Source organism: Pseudomonas sp. TH15 (genome assembly GCF_016651105.1).
Lineage (GTDB): Bacteria > Pseudomonadota > Gammaproteobacteria > Pseudomonadales > Pseudomonadaceae > Aquipseudomonas.
This window is the reverse complement of sequence record NZ_JAEKEL010000001.1, coordinates 3,559,159-3,575,608: the sequence shown is the minus strand read 5'-3', so window position 1 is coordinate 3,575,608 and position 16,450 is coordinate 3,559,159. Positions and strand designations below refer to the sequence as shown.

Here is a 16,450-nt window from a genome sequence, read left to right as displayed (position 1 = left end):
GAGGTAACCTGCTGTAAATACGGAAAAAGGAGCGCGCAGCAGCGAGTCCGTGCACACGGCGCGCAGCCTGGAAAAACTAAAACATCGGGGCGTGGGTGTCTGACATGGGAAGCGGGGACAAGCCACCTGCGTGAGCACCGCAGCCCCCTGTGGGAGCGGGCTTGCTCGCGAAAGCGGTGTGTCAGTCGACATCAATATTGACTGAAACGACGCCTTCGCGAGCAAGCCCGCTCCCACAGGGCTTGCGTCCGACGGTCAGAGGCGGCGCTTGCGGTTGAGACTTGGGATGGTGGTCTGGGCGATTTCAACCTGCCTGGCCTGCCGCGAGGTCTGTGCCGCCAGCGCGGCCAGCGTCGGCTGACTGAACAGCGTCCGCGCGTCGACATGCAGCCCGGCCAGACGCATGCGCGCCACCAGACTCACCGCCAGCAACGAATGCCCGCCCAGTTCAAAGAAGTTGTCGTGGCGCCCAACCTGCTCGACCTTGAGCACTTGCGCCCAGATCTGCGCCAGGGCCATTTCCACGTCCCCTTCGGGTGCCGCATAAGGACGACTGAGCAGCGCCTCCGCCCCCGGCTCCGGCAACGTCTTGCGGTCGATTTTGTCGTTGGGCGTCAAGGGCAACGCCGCCAGCATCACGTAAGCGCCAGGCACCATGAACTCCGGCAATCGCGCCAACACATGCGCGCGCAACGCTTCAAGCGTGGGCGCAGCGACGCCGGTACGCACTGAGTAATACGCCACCAGTCGCTCATCGCGTACCAGCACCACCGCCTCGCGGATCGCCGGGTGCTCGAGCAGGCGCGCTTCAATCTCGCCCAGCTCAAGGCGCACCCCGCGCAGCTTGACCTGAAAGTCATTGCGACCGAGGAACTCGAGATTGCCGTCAGCGCCGTAACGCACCAGATCGCCGGTGCGATACAAGCGATCACCGGCCACGAACGGGCTGTCGATAAAGCGTTCGGCCTGCAGTTGCGGCAGCCCCAGATAGCCGCGCGCCACGCCCACCCCGCCAATGTGCAAATGCCCGCTGACGCCAACCGGCACCGGTTGATCGCAGCCATCGAGGACATACAGCCGCGTGTTGCTCAGCGCCTTGCCGATCGGCACCAGTGTCGGCGGCACCGGCTCGCCGGGCTCCAGCGTCCAGCCGCTGCTGTCGACCGTGGTTTCGGTCGGCCCATAGACGTTGTGCAGGCGCACCCACGGCAGGCGTTCACGCACTTGCCGTGCCAGGGCGACGGTTAACTCGCCGCCACCGTTGAGCACATCGGTGAGGCTGGTGCACTGACTGACATCGTCCTGTTCGATGAACTGCTGCAACAGCGCCGGGACGAACTTGACCACGGTAATGTTCTGCTCGCGGATCACTTGCGTCACATAGGCCGAATCGCGATTGCCATCGGCGCGCGCAAGCACCAGGCGCATGCCCGAACACAGCGGCCAGAAAATCTCCCACACCGAACTGTCGAAACTGTACGGGGCCTTTTGCAGCAACGCGCCGTGGTCAGTGGGCGGCGCAAGTTGCGAGCCCCAGTGCACCATGTTGCAGGCGCTGCGGTGCTCGATCATCACCCCTTCGGCGTACCGGTGGAGCCGGAGGTGTAGATCATGTAGGCCAGATTCGCCGCGCCAAGACCCGGCACTCGCGGATTGTCGTGTGGCTGGTCCTGCCATGCACCGAGGTCGAGATCGATCACCGGCACGCCGGGTTCGCTCAGCAGATCGCGCGTCGCGGCATGCACCAGCAGCGCGACCGGCGCGCTGTCCTGCAACATGTAGTTCAGCCGTTGCAGCGGATAATCCGGATCGAGCGGCACATAAGCACCTCCGGCCTTGAGAATGCCCAACAGGCCGATCACCAGCTCAGGCCCGCGCTCGACGCAGATGGCTACCCGCGAATCCGGCTGTACGCCCAGCCCGCGCAGATAATGGGCCAAGCGGTTGGCTTGCTCGTTCAACTGGCGATAGGTCAGGCGCTGCCCGGCGAATTGCACCGCAATGGCATCCGGCTTGCGCTGCACCTGTTGTTCGAACAGCGCTTGCAGCGGCTGGTCCATCGGGCAATCGACTGCCGTATCGTTGAACTCAATCAGCAGCTGTTGCAGCTCTGCTCGCGACAGCAACGGCAGACTGTTCAACGGCCGTTGCGGTGCAGTTTCCAGCGCCTCGACCAAGCCGCTCAACGCCGCCTGCACGTATGCGCAAATCCGTTGTGCGCCAATGTCCGACAAGGTTCTGGTGGTCAGGCGCAAGCCCGTGCCGAGGTCATCGACACTCAGGGTAAACGGGTAATTGGTGCGCTCCTCGTTGGCCAGCGTCTCGATGCCCTGCCAGGTTTGCCGAGAGGTTTTTTGCTCGACATCATCGCTGTGCCGGTAGTTGAGCAAGGCACTGAACAGCGGCGCAGGTGCGGCAACGCCACTGCAACGTTGGGCCAGCGCCAATGAGGCGTGTTCATGACCGAGTAAAGCGCTCAGGCGCGCATGGGTGGATTGCACCGCCGTGCGCGCGCCCTCGCCGACATCGACCCGCAGCGGCAAGGTGTTGATGAACACCCCCAACGCTCGGTCTGCGCCCGCGCCGCCCTGCATTCGGCCCATCAGCACCGTGCCGAACACCACACTTTGCTGGCCAGAGGTCGCCGCCAACACTTGCGCCCAGGCGAGATGGATCAAACTGGCGACACTCACGCCAGCCAGACGCACCTGCTGTTGCATGCGCTGATAGAGATCGGGCGCCACGGTTTGCTCGGCTTCTTCGATGTTGCTGCCGTCGCCCTGGACGTTCTGCAAAGCGAACGGCAAGGTCGGCTCGTCGATGTCGCCGAGCATCTGGCGAAAGAACGCTTCATGCTCCTGCTCGCTGACGCCGAATCTCGTTTGCGCCACATAGTTGCGGTACGGCACCGGTGCTGCCAGCGGTTCGCCGTGCCCGGACAGGCTGGCGTGAATTTCTTCGCGCATCGCCTCCAATGCGATGTGATCCATCGCCAGATGGTGGAACAGCAAGATGCCCACCACCCGGTTTTGCTCCGGGTCACGGGCAACCATCAGGCGCAGCAGCGGCGCCTGGCTTATGTCGAGGCGATAACGCCGCGCGTCGAAGCGCTGGTGTAATTGATCGATGATCGCGCCGTGGGCAGGATCCAGCTCAAGCTCTTGCACCGGCAAAATGGCCTCGCGCCACACCACCTGCACCGGTGACGTCAGCCCTTCCCAGACCACTGCCGTGCGCAGGATGTCGTGGCGCGCCATGACCTGACGCAACGCAGCAGCGAAAGCCTCGACCCGCTCGAGACTGTCGAACGCCAGCAGTGATTGCAGCAGGTACGGATCGCCCTGTGCGGCGGTGATGTGGTGATAGAGAATGCCTTCCTGCAACGGCGCCAACGGGTAGATGTCCTGCACATTGGCGGCACCGCCCGGCACGGTGGCGACGATACGCTCGATCATCCCCTGATCCAGTTGCACCAAGGGCAGCAGGTCCGGCGTGATGTGCGTGCAATCGGCGGCAATACGGTTGGCCGGCACCTCGACTTCGCGGCCGCTGCCCTCCGCTGCTGCCAGCGCTGCCAGCGTCGGTTGATTGAACAACACCCGCACATCGCTGCTCATGCCGATCTGGCGCATGCGTTCGATCAGGCCCACCGCCAACAACGAGTGGCCGCCCAGCTCAAAGAAATGGTCGTGCCGTCCTACCCGCTCGACCTGCAAAACCTCGGCCCAGATCTGCGCCAGGGCAATTTCGACATCACCCTGTGGCGCCTCGTATCCGCGACGAATCAACGCTTCCGGCCCCGGTACCGGCAGGGCCTGGCGATCGAGCTTGCCGTTGGCCGTCAGGGGCAAACTCGCCAGGCGCACGTAAGCGGCCGGTAGCATCGCGGCCGGCAATCGCGACGTCAGATGCGCGTGCAGTCGCAGGATATCCAGCGCCTCACGTTCGGTGAACCACGCCAACAATTGGCCATCGCGCACCAGCACCACCGCTTCTTGCACCGCATCATGGCTGGCAAGAGCGGCTTCGATTTCGCCCAGTTCGACACGCACACCGCGCACCTTTACCTGGTCATCGTTACGGCCGATGTACTCAAGGTTGCCGTCGGCGCGCCAACGTGCGAGGTCGCCCGTACGATACAGGCGCGCATCCGGCTGCGCACTGAACGGGTCGTCGAGGAAGCGTTCGGCCGTCAATTCCGGGCGATTCAGATAGCCCCGTGCAACCCCGGCGCCGCCGACATACAGCTCGCCGATGATGCCAATCGGCACCGGGCGCTGTTGATCATCGAGCAAATAAGCCGTGGCATTACTCACCGGTTTGCCGATGTGCAACGCTTGCCCCGGCGTGATCAGGCCTGAAGTGGCGACCACCGTGGCTTCGGTCGGGCCATAGTTGTTGACCACCGCAAAACCCTGCGCGCGATTGAACTGGCGCAGGCGATCGCCGCCGATCAACAAAGTGCGCAAGGTCGGGTGATCGAGTTGTTTACTGAAGGCGTATTCGGCGATCGGCGTGGGTAAAAAGCTGACGTCCAGCGGCTGCGCTCGCCACCACGCCAGCAGCGCGTCGATGTCTTCGTTGCCGTCGGTTGCGGGTGAAAAATGCACCGTCGCCCCGGCACACAACGCCGGCCAAAGCTCCCACGCCATCGCGTCGAAACCGAAGCCGGCCAGGCTCGACGTGTGCTGCCCCGGGCCGAGACCGAAAGCCTCGCAGTGCCAGTCGACCAGATTGCACAAGGTGCGGTGTTCGACCATCACGCCCTTGGGCAACCCGGTCGAGCCCGAGGTGTAAATCACATAAGCAAGATTGCCAGGGTTCAGCCCGGCCACCTCGGGATCGGTGACGCTGTCGAGCGACCACTCGCGCCGATCAAGCTCAATCACTGGCAGCGCTGTGGCGGGTAAGCGCTCGCGCAGATCGCTTTGGGTCAGCAGCGCCACTGGCGCGCTGTCGCTGAGCAGATAGCTCAGGCGCTCGGGCGGATGCGCCGGGTCAATCGGCACATACGCCGCGCCGGCCTTGAGCGTTGCCAGCAGCCCGACCAATGTTTCCAGGCCTCTGCGGGCAATAATCGCTATCCGGTCATCAGGTCGTACACCGAGGCCCAGCAGATGATGGACCAGCGTATTGGCTTGCCGGTTCAGCTCGGCGTAACTCAGCGACCGCCCCTGATGAGTCGCGACCACAGCATCCGGTTGTTCGGCAACCCGCGACGCGAAGCGTTGATGAATCGTCTGGTTTTGCGAATAGCTGACCCGAGTGTCATTCCACTTATGTAGCAGGGCGAGCTCGGCCGGGCTGTTCAGGTTGAAATCGGCGACGGCCCGCTCAGGAGATTCCAGGCCTTGCCGCAGAATCAGCAACAAGTGTTCGGTGAACGACGCGATCTCGTCTGCCGTGAAATAGGCCGGGGAATACACCAGATGCAGCCAGGCCTTGTCGTCGTAACGGTTGCTGCGCAGGTGAATGGCCAGCGGTGTCGTCTCATGCTGGTTGGAGACCTTGACCGAGTGCCCCGACGCCTCACCGTAACGGTATTCATGGTCGTCCTGCTCGTACGACACCGACAGCTCGAACAGTTGCGAGCGGTCTTCGCGCAACAGGCCCAGCGCGCGGTTCATCTCGCTCAGCGGGTAACGCTGATGGCGAAAATCCTGCTTGAGAGCGTCGCCAATGGCCTTGATCAATTCGCCAAATGGCAGCGCTCGGCCAAAGTCCATGTGCATTGCGCTGACCTGGGTGAACAGGCCCAAGGTGCTTTTGAAACGCGCCCCGGAGCGATTGAGGATTGGCAAGCCGACCACCCACTCGTCACGTTGCGCGGTGCGACTGAAATACACGTGCAGTGCCGCCAGCAAGACATGAAAGGCCGAGCCACCCGATTGCCGCGCGCAGTCCTTCATGCGCTCGTGCAGTGCGGTTGAAAAAGCCTCGACGTGAATGCGACTGGGGGCTGCTTCAACGTCAAGGGATTCGCGATGGCGGGCAGTCAACAAGGGTTCGGGCAAGCTGCGGTACTTGTTCAGCCAGTAGCGTTGATCGAGTTCATAACGGGGTGACTGCTGGTAGCGCGCGTCATCTTCGATAAAGCCGACATAGGACGGTGCCGCCACACTCGGGCGCTCGCCACGGCACAACGCGCTGTAAATGTCGCCCAGCGACTTGAACAGCAGAGCGAAAGCCCAGCCATCGATAATCAAGTGGTGGGCCTGCGCTGCCAACCAGTGGCGATGGCGATCAAGGCGAATCAGAGTGAAGCGGAACAACGCTTGCCCGTTCAACACAAAGGCATGCGCCATTTGCTCTTCGACCAGCTTGCGGGCCGCCGACTGCGGATCGGGGTGCCCACTGAAGTCGTGCAGCGGCATGGCCACGGGCAGCGCCTGCGCAAAGTCTTGCAACGGTAGCCCGTCGTCATCAACATCCGACCGCAGAACAATGCGCAAGGCATCGTTGGCTTCAACCAGATATTCAAGTGCCGACTGCAGCAGTGCCGGATCCAGCGGCCCGCTCAGTTCGACGTAACCGCCAATGTTATACAGCGGCGAATCTCCGCGGCTCAGTTGATCCAGCCAGATATCCCGTTGGGCGGCAGTCAGGGCGAACGTCTCGACAGGCGCGGACTGATCGTCCGCCACGTGGGCAGAAATAGGCGGCATAAGATCCTTCTCATGTGATTTTGCCGGTATTCAAGCATCGGCCCCGCCGCCGACATGACACCTGAAACCCGGACACCCGCAGCCCCTGGCAACGTCCTTGACGAATTTTTGGCCCACCCAGAGCAGGCAACTTCTAAAAGTTCGGGTGGCTAAATCTGAAAAACCTGTAGGAAAAGCGCCAATCATCAATAGTGCTTTTTGCCTCGATGTCGCCAATCAAAAAAACCGATCTGCCCGCCTAATGGGTGTTTTGCGTGACCTGACAGTCACAAAACTGCATGTTTATGCACTGAACTCCGTCAGAACCCCGGCGCCAAATTTCAGAAATAGTGGCACTTTGTGTCCCTGTTTCCCCTACAGACGTAGGACAAATCCATAGGCTTAAATCCCGCTCCAGTTCGTGTTCAAGGAGAAATGACTGGGTGGGCGGCTTTTACAGAGACGGCAGACGATTCAGTGATGGCTCTGAACCAAGGATGAAGGATATGAATCTGACCGGCAGCATTCGCGACATGGAAAATCCGCACTTCTACTGGCAACTTGGGGAACTGATTGCGAGCACCGGCGATGATCACTTCGCCACGAACATGTTCCAGTTGGTCGACACGCTGGTACCGGTCAACCGGGTCGATCTCAGTGAGTGGACGCTGGATGAGCGCCAGGCCAGCGTGGTCGAGATCAAGGCGCTGGGCAGTGCCGGACTGGCACAGCATTGTGCGCCGTCCGTTCCGCTGGAGCGTCCGGACGATCATCCGCTGCTGGAGAAGATGATCGAAATGAACGACTCGTTGCTGATCCAGTTGAGAGCTTCGCTGCAATCTCGCCACCCTGCGTACAGCGTTCATCAGTGCAATCTGGTGTCGCGCACTTCCAACCGGCGCTGCGTCATCTCGTTTTACCGGCCGCACACCCAGCGGGTGTTTTCTCTGCCGGAACTGTCGTTTCTCAAGAGTCTCTCCGACACCCTGTTGCCGCTGATCGAGCGACATGCGCAGATCAGCCGGCAAACCCTCGCCAGGCAACCGCGCCAGCCCATGGCCGAACTGGATCAGGCGCCGCTGGCGCAGGTGTTTGATGAACGGTTGGGGTTCAGCGCGATTGTGCTGTCGGCGCGTGAAAAAGAGGTTTGCCTGGGTTTGTTGACTGGCGCCACCGTGCCGCAAATGGCGGAAAAACTGCGGGTCAAGAACAGCTCGATCGAGACCTATCTCAAACGTGCCACGGCCAAATTGGGTGTCCGTGGCCGGCATGGCCTGGCGAAATGGATGGCCGGGGCCTGACCGGGTTGAGCCTGCACAAAATCTCCCACTGACTTCAACCCGTGTAGGAGCTGCGGCACGTTGCGATCTTTTGATCCTGCTTTGTTCAAAACCAGATCAAAAGATCGCAGCGTGCCGCAGCTCCTACAGGGGGTGTCTGGCTTACGGGTTGTTCACTACAAGCATCTGCTCTTTCATGAACGAGGCTGTTCGATGTCGACGTTGCGATTCTCTCTGCTGTCCTTAGCTATGCTGATGGCCGGCTGCTCGCTGATTCCTGACTACCAGCGGCCCGCAGCCCCTGTTGCCGCGCAATACCCGACGCCGACGCTGGCCTCGGCCAGCACTGAAGACTGGCGCACGCTGTTCAATGATCCAGCCCTGCAACAACTCATCGAAAGCGCCTTGATCAACAACCGCGACTTGCGCGTCGCAGCGCTCAATGTCGAAGCCTTCCAGGCGCAATACCGCATTCAGCGTGCCGACCTGTATCCAGCGGTGTCGGCCAATGCCAGCGAATCGCGCCAGCGCATGCCACCCAGTGTGACCAAAAGCAAAGCGCTGATTAATTCGACCTACGCGGTCAATCTCGGCATCAGTGCCTATGAACTGGATTTTTTCGGCCGGGTGCGCAGCCTCAGCGAGCAGGCCTTGCAAACCTGGCTGTCCACCGAAGAGGCGCGGCGCAGCGCGCAGTTGAGTCTGGTGGCCAACGTCGCCAACGCTTACCTGACCTGGCGCGCCGATCAGGAACTGCTTGAACTGACCCGCGACACCCTCGCTGCCGATGAACAAAGCCTGCACCTGACCACGCGCAACCGCGACGCCGGCAAGTCTTCCGCGCTGGAACAGGCTCAGGCGAAAACCAGTGTCGACAGTTCACGGGCCAATCTGGCGCGCTATCAACGCCAGGTCGCGCAGGACTTGAACAGCCTGACGCTGTTGGTCGGTGCACCGGTACCGGAGTCGTTGCCCGTGCGTCCACTCGCCAGCGATCTGGTGGAACAACTGCCTGCCGGGTTGCCCTCGGACCTGCTGCAACGGCGCCCGGACATTCTTCAGGCCGAGTACAAACTCAAAGCCGCCAACGCCAATATCGGCGCCGCGCGGGCGGCGTTTTTCCCCAGTGTCAGCCTGACCGCCAACGCCGGTACCTCCAGCCGCGATCTCTCCGGACTGTTCGGCAGCGGCTCCGGCGCGTGGACGTTTCAACCGCAAATCAGCCTGCCGATTTTCAATGCCGGCAGCCTGCGTGCGAGCCTGGATTACTCAAAGTTGCAGAAAGACGTGGCGGTCGCCGAATACGAAAAATCGATTCAAACGGCGTTTCAGGAAGTGGCCGATGGACTGGCAGCGCGCGCCACTTATCAGCAACAACTGCAGGCCCAAAGCGACCTGGTGCAAGCCACGCAAACCTATTACAACCTGGCGCAGAATCGTTACAAGAACGGCGTCGACAGCAGCCTGACGTTTCTCGATGCGCAGCGTTCGTTGTTCAGTTCACAGCAAGGTCTGATCACTGATCGCCTCGCGCAACTGGTCGCCGAGGTCAACCTGTACACCGCGCTGGGCGGCGGCTGGCGGGGCGATGAACCGCGCGCACAGTGAGCACTCGTCACTTTTTCTTACACCTTTTGTCGCCCTATCCCACGCCGCACGGCGATCCGCAGCCGTCGTCTGGTCTCAGTTTGGTATCATGCGCCGCTTTTACGGTTAACCCCCGCCAGTCCTGTCGACTGACGGGCTGCAAAAGGCGGTATTAGATGACGGCTTTGTTGACTCGCCGCAAGGTGCTTGCGGGAATGGGCGTACTCGGGCTCGGCCTGCTCGCCGGCTGCGACACCCGCGGCGAACTGTCGTACAAGTACGGCAAGGATCTGAGTGACAAGATCCTCGGACGCACCTTCAAGCTGAAGAACACCGACGGCGAAACCATGTCGCTGTCGAGCTTTCGCGGCATGATGCCGATGATCTTCTTCGGCTTCACCCAGTGCCCGGCAGTCTGCCCGACCACCCTCGCCCGCGCGGCGAAAATCAAGAAACTGATGGGCAAGGACGGCGATCGCTTGCAGGTGATCTTCATCACCCTTGATCCCGAACGCGACACGCCAGAAATCCTCGACGCCTACATGAAAGCCTTCGACCCGAGCTTTGTGGCGCTGTACGGCACGCTTGAGGAAACCAAGGCCACCGCCAAGGAATTCGACGTGTTCTACGAGAAGGTCCCGGCGGGCGATACCTACACCATCTCGCACACGTCCACCAGTTACGTCTACGACTCTCGTGGCGGCTTGCGCATGGGCCTGTCCACCTCGCTTTCGGCAGAAGAATGCACCGAAGATTTGCTTACTGTTATGGAGGTTTGCTGATGCACCCTGTTTTGAACAACATAAAACGCGCCGCGCTGGCCCTGTCGCTGATGGGCCTGGCTTTCCAGGCGTCGGCGCAGACCAAAGTCGACGATGCCTGGGTACGTGCCACCGTGCCGACCCAGACCGCGAGCGGCGCGTTCATGACCGTCACCGCCGACAGCGACAGCGACAGCAAGCTGCTCAGCGTTGCGACGCCGGTGGCGAAAGACGTGCAGATTCACGAAATGACCATGAAAAACGACGTCATGAGCATGGGCCCGGTGAAGTTCGTCGAGCTGCCCGCTGGCAAAGCCGTCAAGCTTGATCCGAACGGCTACCACGTGATGCTGATGGGCCTGACCGCTCAGTTGAAAGAAGGCGAGAGCGTGCCGCTGACCCTGACCGTCGAGAACGCCAAGGGCGAGAAAGAAACCCTCGAGGTCAAAGCGCCGGTCCGCGCGCTGACCAACATGGAAGGTCACGATCACAGCAAAATGCACTGATCCGACTGACTGAAAGACCTGCGGGGCGGCATGATTGATGATCATGCCGCCCCGTTTTTTCGCCAATGGAAAGCGTGCTTTACATCAGAAAACGCTTCGGCGACTATGTAAAGGGTCTTTTACATAGGAATTGAAGAATGAACCGCTACTACCTCGAACTGGGCGCCGCATTGGTGCTCTACGTGCTGGTGTTGAGCCTTTCCCTGATCGCCAGCCAGTACCTGCTGGATGCCAACATTATTCTGCGATCCGTGGTGGCGCTGACCCCGATCCTCCCGGCAGGCCTGATGTGCTGGGCCATCGTGCGCAACATGCGACGCATGGACGAAATGCATCTGCGCATTCAGTTTGAAGCACTGGGTTTTGCCTTCGCCGCCTCGGCCCTGCTGACGTTCAGCTACGGTTTTCTGGAAAACGTCGGTGCGCCGCACATTCCGTGGACGTGTGTGTGGCCGGTGATGGGGCTGATGTGGATCCTCGGCCTGCAAATCGCCCGACGCCGCTACCAATGAAAAATCGCCTGAAGGAACTGCGCGCCGAGCGCAAGTGGTCGCAGGTCGATCTGGCGGAACGCCTGAACGTGTCGCGCCAGACCATCAATGCGATCGAAAACGAACGCTACGACCCGAGTTTGCCCTTGGCCTTCCAGATTGCCCGGGCATTCGAAATGCCGATTGAAAACATCTTCGACGACAGTCAAGCCTGAGACGATCCCTGTAGGAGCTGACGAGTGCAACGAGGCGGCGATCTTTTGATCCTGGTCTTTAAAAGATCGCCGCGTGCCGTAGCGCCTACAGGAGATTCGGGTACGGGTTAAACAGCCTGAAACAATAAAACCATCGACAGCAATATCGCCAATTGCCGGGGCAGACGAGAGCCACTCAGGGCTGCAAGCCACCAAGCACTCGCCAAAACCAGATCACCCAACTGTTTTAAAAGGCGATCAGACAGCTGACCCTTGGTATCATCGCGCACACTTTTTTGACGTTTTAATGACTGGAAGGTCTTTTTTGTGAGCGCTCTTTTTAACCGGTTGCGGCAGCCAACTGCCCGCCTCTTTTCGTTGATTGTTTTGGTGCTGATCGTGCCGGTGTGCCTGCGCGCGGCGGTGGGTTGGTCGACACCACTGGGCTATTTGTCAGATCTGGCCATTGGCAGTTTGCTGGTGGTTTTGCTGCATCGCCGGGCGTGGTGGCTGGCGTTGCCAGTGCTGCTGTTCTGGGGCCTGCTGGCGGTGGCGACCGCCGAACTGGTCAGCGCGGTCGGGCGCCTGCCGACGCCTTCCGACATTCATTACCTGATCGATCCGCAGTTCGTGGAAAACTCTACGGGCGGCGGGTTGGCCCATCCGGGATTGGGCATCACGCTGTTGCTGGCCCTGCTGTTCTGGGTGCTGACGCAATTCACCGCGCGCGGAACGGCGCGCCCAGCGCTGCCCCGCGCGGTATGGAGCGCGCCGTTGGTGTTGTTCGCCGCTCATTGGGGCGTGCAGAACCTGTGGCCGAGCGAGACTGACCCATGGCGCGCCTATAACCTGCCGCATCAACTGATGGCCAGCGAGGTCGCTGATCTGCAGATCCGCGCCGAAGAATGGCTGGACGGCGATGTCGAAGAACCCGCGCCGGTCATGGCCGGACTGACCGATGTCGATCTCAATGGGCAAAAATTGCTGGCGGCACCGGGTCAGGCGCGCAACGTGTTGATCATCGCCCTGGAGGGCATTCCCGGCGCCTATATCCGCGCCAACCGTGAAGCCATCGGCAGCCACTATCAGGAAGACCTGATGCCCAACCTCAGCCGCTGGGCCGAGCGCGGCATGAACACCCCGGATTACGTGCTGCACACGCACCAGACCATTCGCGGTCTGTACGCGATGCTCTGCGGCGATTATGACAAGCTCAATAACGGCACGCCAAAAGGCGTGGAAATGCTCACCCTCAACGAACGCAATCAGGCGTGCCTGCCGGCACAATTGCGCGAACACGGCTTCAGCACCCACTACCTGCAAGGTGCCGGGCTGCGCTTCATGGCCAAAGACAAAATCATGCCGCACATCGGTTTCGATGCGACCCATGGTCTGGAATGGTTCACCAACGCCAACCATCTGGAATTCCCGTGGGGCAAGGACGACAAAGCGTTCTTCGAGGGTGCGCTGGACTATGTCGGCCAACTGAAAAAGCAGAAAAAACCGTGGATGCTGACGCTGCTGACTGTGGGCACCCACCAGCCCTACTCCGCACCGGAAGATTATCTGGAGCGCTACGAAACGCCCAAGCAAGCCGCCGTCGGCTACCTCGACGATGCGCTGGAGCAGTTCCTCAGCGGTCTCGAACGCCAAGGCGTGTTGAAAGACACGCTGGTGGTGATCACTTCGGATGAATCCCATGGCATCGATGGTGTGCGCCTGGCCTCCTCCTGGGGTTTCAACCTGACACTGGCGCCGGAGCACGAACAACTGCCACGGCTGAACAAAGGCGTGTATGGCCACGTCGACCTGAGCACTTCGATCCTCGACTATTTCGACCTGCCGGTGCCCTCCGCCCTGAGCGGCCGCTCGCTGTTTCGCGACTACGACAGCGGGCGCGAAATCATGTCGTTCACCAACGGCAAACTGCGCTATCACAACGGTCAGGGGATCTTCGCCGAGTGCGACATGCCGCGCCGTTGCCGCTATTACGAGAGTGCCGGTTTCATCGCTGAAAGCGCTACGTTCAAGGGCACTTACAGCGGTCATCCCGCCAGGCAGATCGCCGCCCGCGCCAACGCGCTGGACCTGTCGTTGCTGCGCACGCCGCTCAATCACCGCTATCAGTTCGGCAGCACCAACGTCATCCCGCTGCAGGCGCAGATCAAGGATGACTGGGCCGATAATCTGATCGGCGCGCAGTATCTGGAAATGCCCAAGGGTTCGCACACCCGCGTGCGCCTGACAGTGCGTTCGGTCGATCCGCAGCAAGCAGCGTACATTCAGCTCAAGGCCAAGGAGTTTGAACAGGACGTGCAGATCGGTCTGCCGCAGGAAATGGTGGCGACCGCCGACCAGCCACTGGAAATGAACTTCAGCTTCGACAACCCGCAAGAGCGCAAGGCGTTTTCCTTCCACTTGTTGGGTTACGGCCTGGGCGCCGTCGAAGTGACGGACTTCAGCGTGATCACTGAATTGCCGGGCCAAGAGGACATGCTCGACGACGTGCCCGAAGACGACACCGCCCAATCCACCTGAGCACGCCCGTGTAGGAGCTGCCGCAGGCTGCGATCTTTTGATGTTGATTGTAAAAAACAAGATCAACAGATCGCAGCCTGCGGCAGCTCCTACGTGGGATTATCAGAACGTCGTGCGTAACCCGACCTGGATGCTGCGCCCTTCTGCCGGCGCAATGTCGCGCAGGATCGAACTGGCATAGCGAACGGTTTGATTGGTCAGGTTCTCGGCGTTGACGAAGGCCAGCCATTTGCTCTGGCCGACGTCGAAGTGATATCCCACGTTGGCGCCCAGAGTGGTGTAGCCATCGGTGCTGCTTTCATTGGCCGGCACGCGATGCTGTGAACTGGCGTGCTCGACATCGATCCGCGCCTGCCAACGATCCAGTTCCCACAGCAGGCCGCTGTTCAACCGCAACGGGGCAATGCGCGGCAGGTTCTCGCCGCTGTCGAGGTTCTTCGCACGGGTGTAGTCGCCGGACACTTCCAGGGCGAACTTGCCATAGGCGTTTTCACCGAGCGCCCAGCGGTCTTGCGCTTCAATACCGCTGAAGCGTGCACGGACGCCGGAGTAGGTGTATTCAGGAATGCCGTCGGCATCTTCCTCGCCGTCGTCATTCAGTGAGCGGCCAGTGCCGAGCAAGCCGATGTAATTGGAAAAGTGACTGTAGAACACGCCGACACTGCCCTTGTGCGTGCCGTTGTCGAAACGTAACGCCAGATCGCTGGACACGGCTTTCTCTTTCGACAGCCCGGCATCCCCGACTTCATAAGTGCCGGTCGCGACGTGGGCACCGTTGGCGTATAGCTCGTAGAACGTCGGCGCGCGCTCGGTATATCCCAGCGTCGCGGCCACCGACCAGATCGGCGTCAGCGTGTACACCGCGCCGGACGACAGACTGCCAGCGGTGAAACTGCTGGAGCGGTCAGCGTTGGCAAAACGCTCGTTACTTTTGGCGTCCGGATCGACCGTGGTGTGCTCAAGGCGCCCGCCGAGGGTAAACAGCAGTCGATCGGTGGCTTGCAGCTCTTCGAGAATAAACAACGCACCGGCATCGGTATCGGTCTGCGGCACGAAGGCTTCTTCGCCCAGTGCCGAGAACTGGTTGCGGCTGACTTGCGCACCGATCACTCCGTTGAACGGCCCCAAAGGCTGGTGCCGCGCCTCGACTCGCGCTTCATAACCTTTGTTCTTGAACGTCGTGCCGACTTCGCCACCTTCGATTTCACGATGCTGGTAATCGGTGTAACCGGCATCGAGTTTGATTGAGCTGAACGGCCCGTCGAGATTGCGCATCTCGGAGGCGAAGGCGTAGTGCTCCTGTTGCATGCGGATGCGCACATCGTCTTCGGCGGGCGAACCGTAGTTCGAATTGTAGTTGCTGTAGGACAGGCCGGCGTATCCGTCATCCCAGGTGTAAGAGCCCCCACTGCCCCGCCGTCCTGACGCCCGTCGCTGTTGGCCAGGCGATGTTTTTTAGAATCGCCATCGTCGCTGGCACGTTCGCGACTGGTTTTCGCGTAACCGGGGATTTTCAGGTCATTGAACTCACGAGCGCTGGCGTCCAGGTGCAAAGCGAACTCACCGTTGCCAGCCTCGAGTTTGCCGGCGCTGCTGCGCGTGGTGTCGGCGCCGCCGTAACGCAACTCACCGGCACCGTGGATGCCGTCGATGGCCTCGGTCGGGATGCGATTGTCGAAGGTGTTGACCACCCCGCCGATGGCGCTGCCGCCATAGAGCAAGGCGGCAGGGCCACGAACGATTTCAATGCGCTCGACGTTGACCGGGTCCAGTGGTACTGCGTGATCGTAAGACAGCGACGAAGCATCCAGCGCGCCGACACCATTACGCAGAATGCGGATGCGGTCGCCGTCCTGACCGCGAATGATCGGCCGGCTCGCGCCCGGGCCGAAGTACGACGAAGAAACACCGGGTTGCTTGTTCAGGGTTTCGCCAAGGCTGCCCTTCGTTTGCAGCGTGAGGTCGTCGCCGCTGAGCACCGTCGACGGCGAAGCCAGTGCCTGGCTGCCAAGTGGATTGCCGGTGATGACTTGGGGTTGCAGTTCAAGGGGCTCGCCGGCAAATACCGGCGAGGTGAACAGCAACGCGACGGCCAGAGGATTGAGGCGTCGTTGCAGGAGGTGGGAACGGGCAGGCATTTCAGAATTTCCGTGAGCTGAACAATGAGAATCGCAGTCAGCGCTTGCACATTGCGCTGAAGGAAACAGAGTGAAACAAAATTAATGTTATACAATAACGTTTCATTCTGTCATTACGATTCTTGCTTTTAATTTGCCAGCAAGTGCTCAAGGACAAGGATTTCGGACGCTTAGCAGACGTTTGAAGGTGCCAGGTTTTCGTGATTAAAACCCTGAAAGACTTTACCTATCGGCGCCCAACAGTCGGCCTATTAGCTGACTGCCCAACTCGGGTCTAGCCTTACTAGTCCGAAGTCGGCATGAGCCGGCCA

The 16,450-nt window shown here is 60.7% G+C and carries 7 protein-coding genes and 2 pseudogenes; 7 read left to right on the top strand and 2 right to left on the bottom strand.

Features of this window, described 5'->3' with window-relative positions:
- Positions 1–255: 255 nt before the first annotated feature.
- Positions 256–6,665, bottom strand: a pseudogene (locus tag JFT87_RS16110) (amino acid adenylation domain-containing protein).
- A gap of 485 nt (positions 6,666–7,150) precedes the next feature.
- Between JFT87_RS16110 and JFT87_RS16105 the strand changes: the two are divergent.
- From JFT87_RS16105 to JFT87_RS16075, 7 genes are all read left to right on the top strand, one after another.
- Positions 7,151–7,945 carry a helix-turn-helix transcriptional regulator gene (locus tag JFT87_RS16105; RefSeq protein ID WP_201202736.1) on the top strand — a complete coding sequence of 265 codons (795 nt, stop codon included), beginning with the start codon at positions 7,151–7,153 and terminating at the stop codon, positions 7,943–7,945.
- A 192-nt stretch (positions 7,946–8,137) separates the two neighbouring features.
- Positions 8,138–9,532 (top strand): efflux transporter outer membrane subunit, encoded by a 1,395-nt coding sequence (locus JFT87_RS16100; protein ID WP_274610084.1) that lies wholly within the window; start codon positions 8,138–8,140, stop codon positions 9,530–9,532.
- Between the two features lie 155 nt (positions 9,533–9,687).
- Positions 9,688–10,293 (top strand): SCO family protein, encoded by a 606-nt coding sequence (locus JFT87_RS16095; RefSeq protein WP_201202734.1) that lies wholly within the window; start codon positions 9,688–9,690, stop codon positions 10,291–10,293.
- Complete coding sequence (locus tag JFT87_RS16090; RefSeq protein ID WP_201202733.1) at positions 10,293–10,778, top strand: copper chaperone PCu(A)C; 486 nt, start codon at positions 10,293–10,295, stop codon at positions 10,776–10,778. The genes JFT87_RS16095 and JFT87_RS16090 overlap by 1 nt, the downstream gene beginning before the upstream one ends.
- Before the next feature lie 137 nt (positions 10,779–10,915).
- Complete coding sequence (locus tag JFT87_RS16085; protein ID WP_201202732.1) at positions 10,916–11,290, top strand: hypothetical protein; 375 nt, start codon at positions 10,916–10,918, stop codon at positions 11,288–11,290.
- Positions 11,287–11,484, top strand: coding sequence for a helix-turn-helix transcriptional regulator (locus tag JFT87_RS16080; RefSeq protein ID WP_201202731.1), 198 nt, complete (start codon positions 11,287–11,289; stop codon positions 11,482–11,484). The genes JFT87_RS16085 and JFT87_RS16080 overlap by 4 nt, the downstream gene beginning before the upstream one ends.
- 306 nt (positions 11,485–11,790) lie before the next feature.
- Positions 11,791–14,001, top strand: a complete 2,211-nt coding sequence (locus JFT87_RS16075; RefSeq protein ID WP_201202730.1) for a sulfatase-like hydrolase/transferase — start codon at positions 11,791–11,793, stop codon at positions 13,999–14,001.
- A 102-nt stretch (positions 14,002–14,103) separates the two neighbouring features.
- Here JFT87_RS16075 and JFT87_RS16070 read toward each other — a convergent pair.
- Positions 14,104–16,139, bottom strand: a pseudogene (locus JFT87_RS16070) (TonB-dependent receptor).
- Between the last annotated feature and the right edge of the window lie 311 nt (positions 16,140–16,450).

What these genes read in the sequence shown, in the direction of transcription:
- JFT87_RS16105 (WP_201202736.1), top strand. Translation starts at nt 7,151, where the DNA reads ATGAATCTGACCGGCAGCATTCGCGACATGGAAAATCCGCACTTCTAC.
- JFT87_RS16100 (WP_274610084.1), top strand. Translation starts at nt 8,138, where the DNA reads ATGTCGACGTTGCGATTCTCTCTGCTGTCCTTAGCTATGCTGATGGCC.
- JFT87_RS16095 (WP_201202734.1), top strand. Translation starts at nt 9,688, where the DNA reads ATGACGGCTTTGTTGACTCGCCGCAAGGTGCTTGCGGGAATGGGCGTA.
- JFT87_RS16090 (WP_201202733.1), top strand. Translation starts at nt 10,293, where the DNA reads ATGCACCCTGTTTTGAACAACATAAAACGCGCCGCGCTGGCCCTGTCG.
- JFT87_RS16085 (WP_201202732.1), top strand. Translation starts at nt 10,916, where the DNA reads ATGAACCGCTACTACCTCGAACTGGGCGCCGCATTGGTGCTCTACGTG.
- JFT87_RS16080 (WP_201202731.1), top strand. Translation starts at nt 11,287, where the DNA reads ATGAAAAATCGCCTGAAGGAACTGCGCGCCGAGCGCAAGTGGTCGCAG.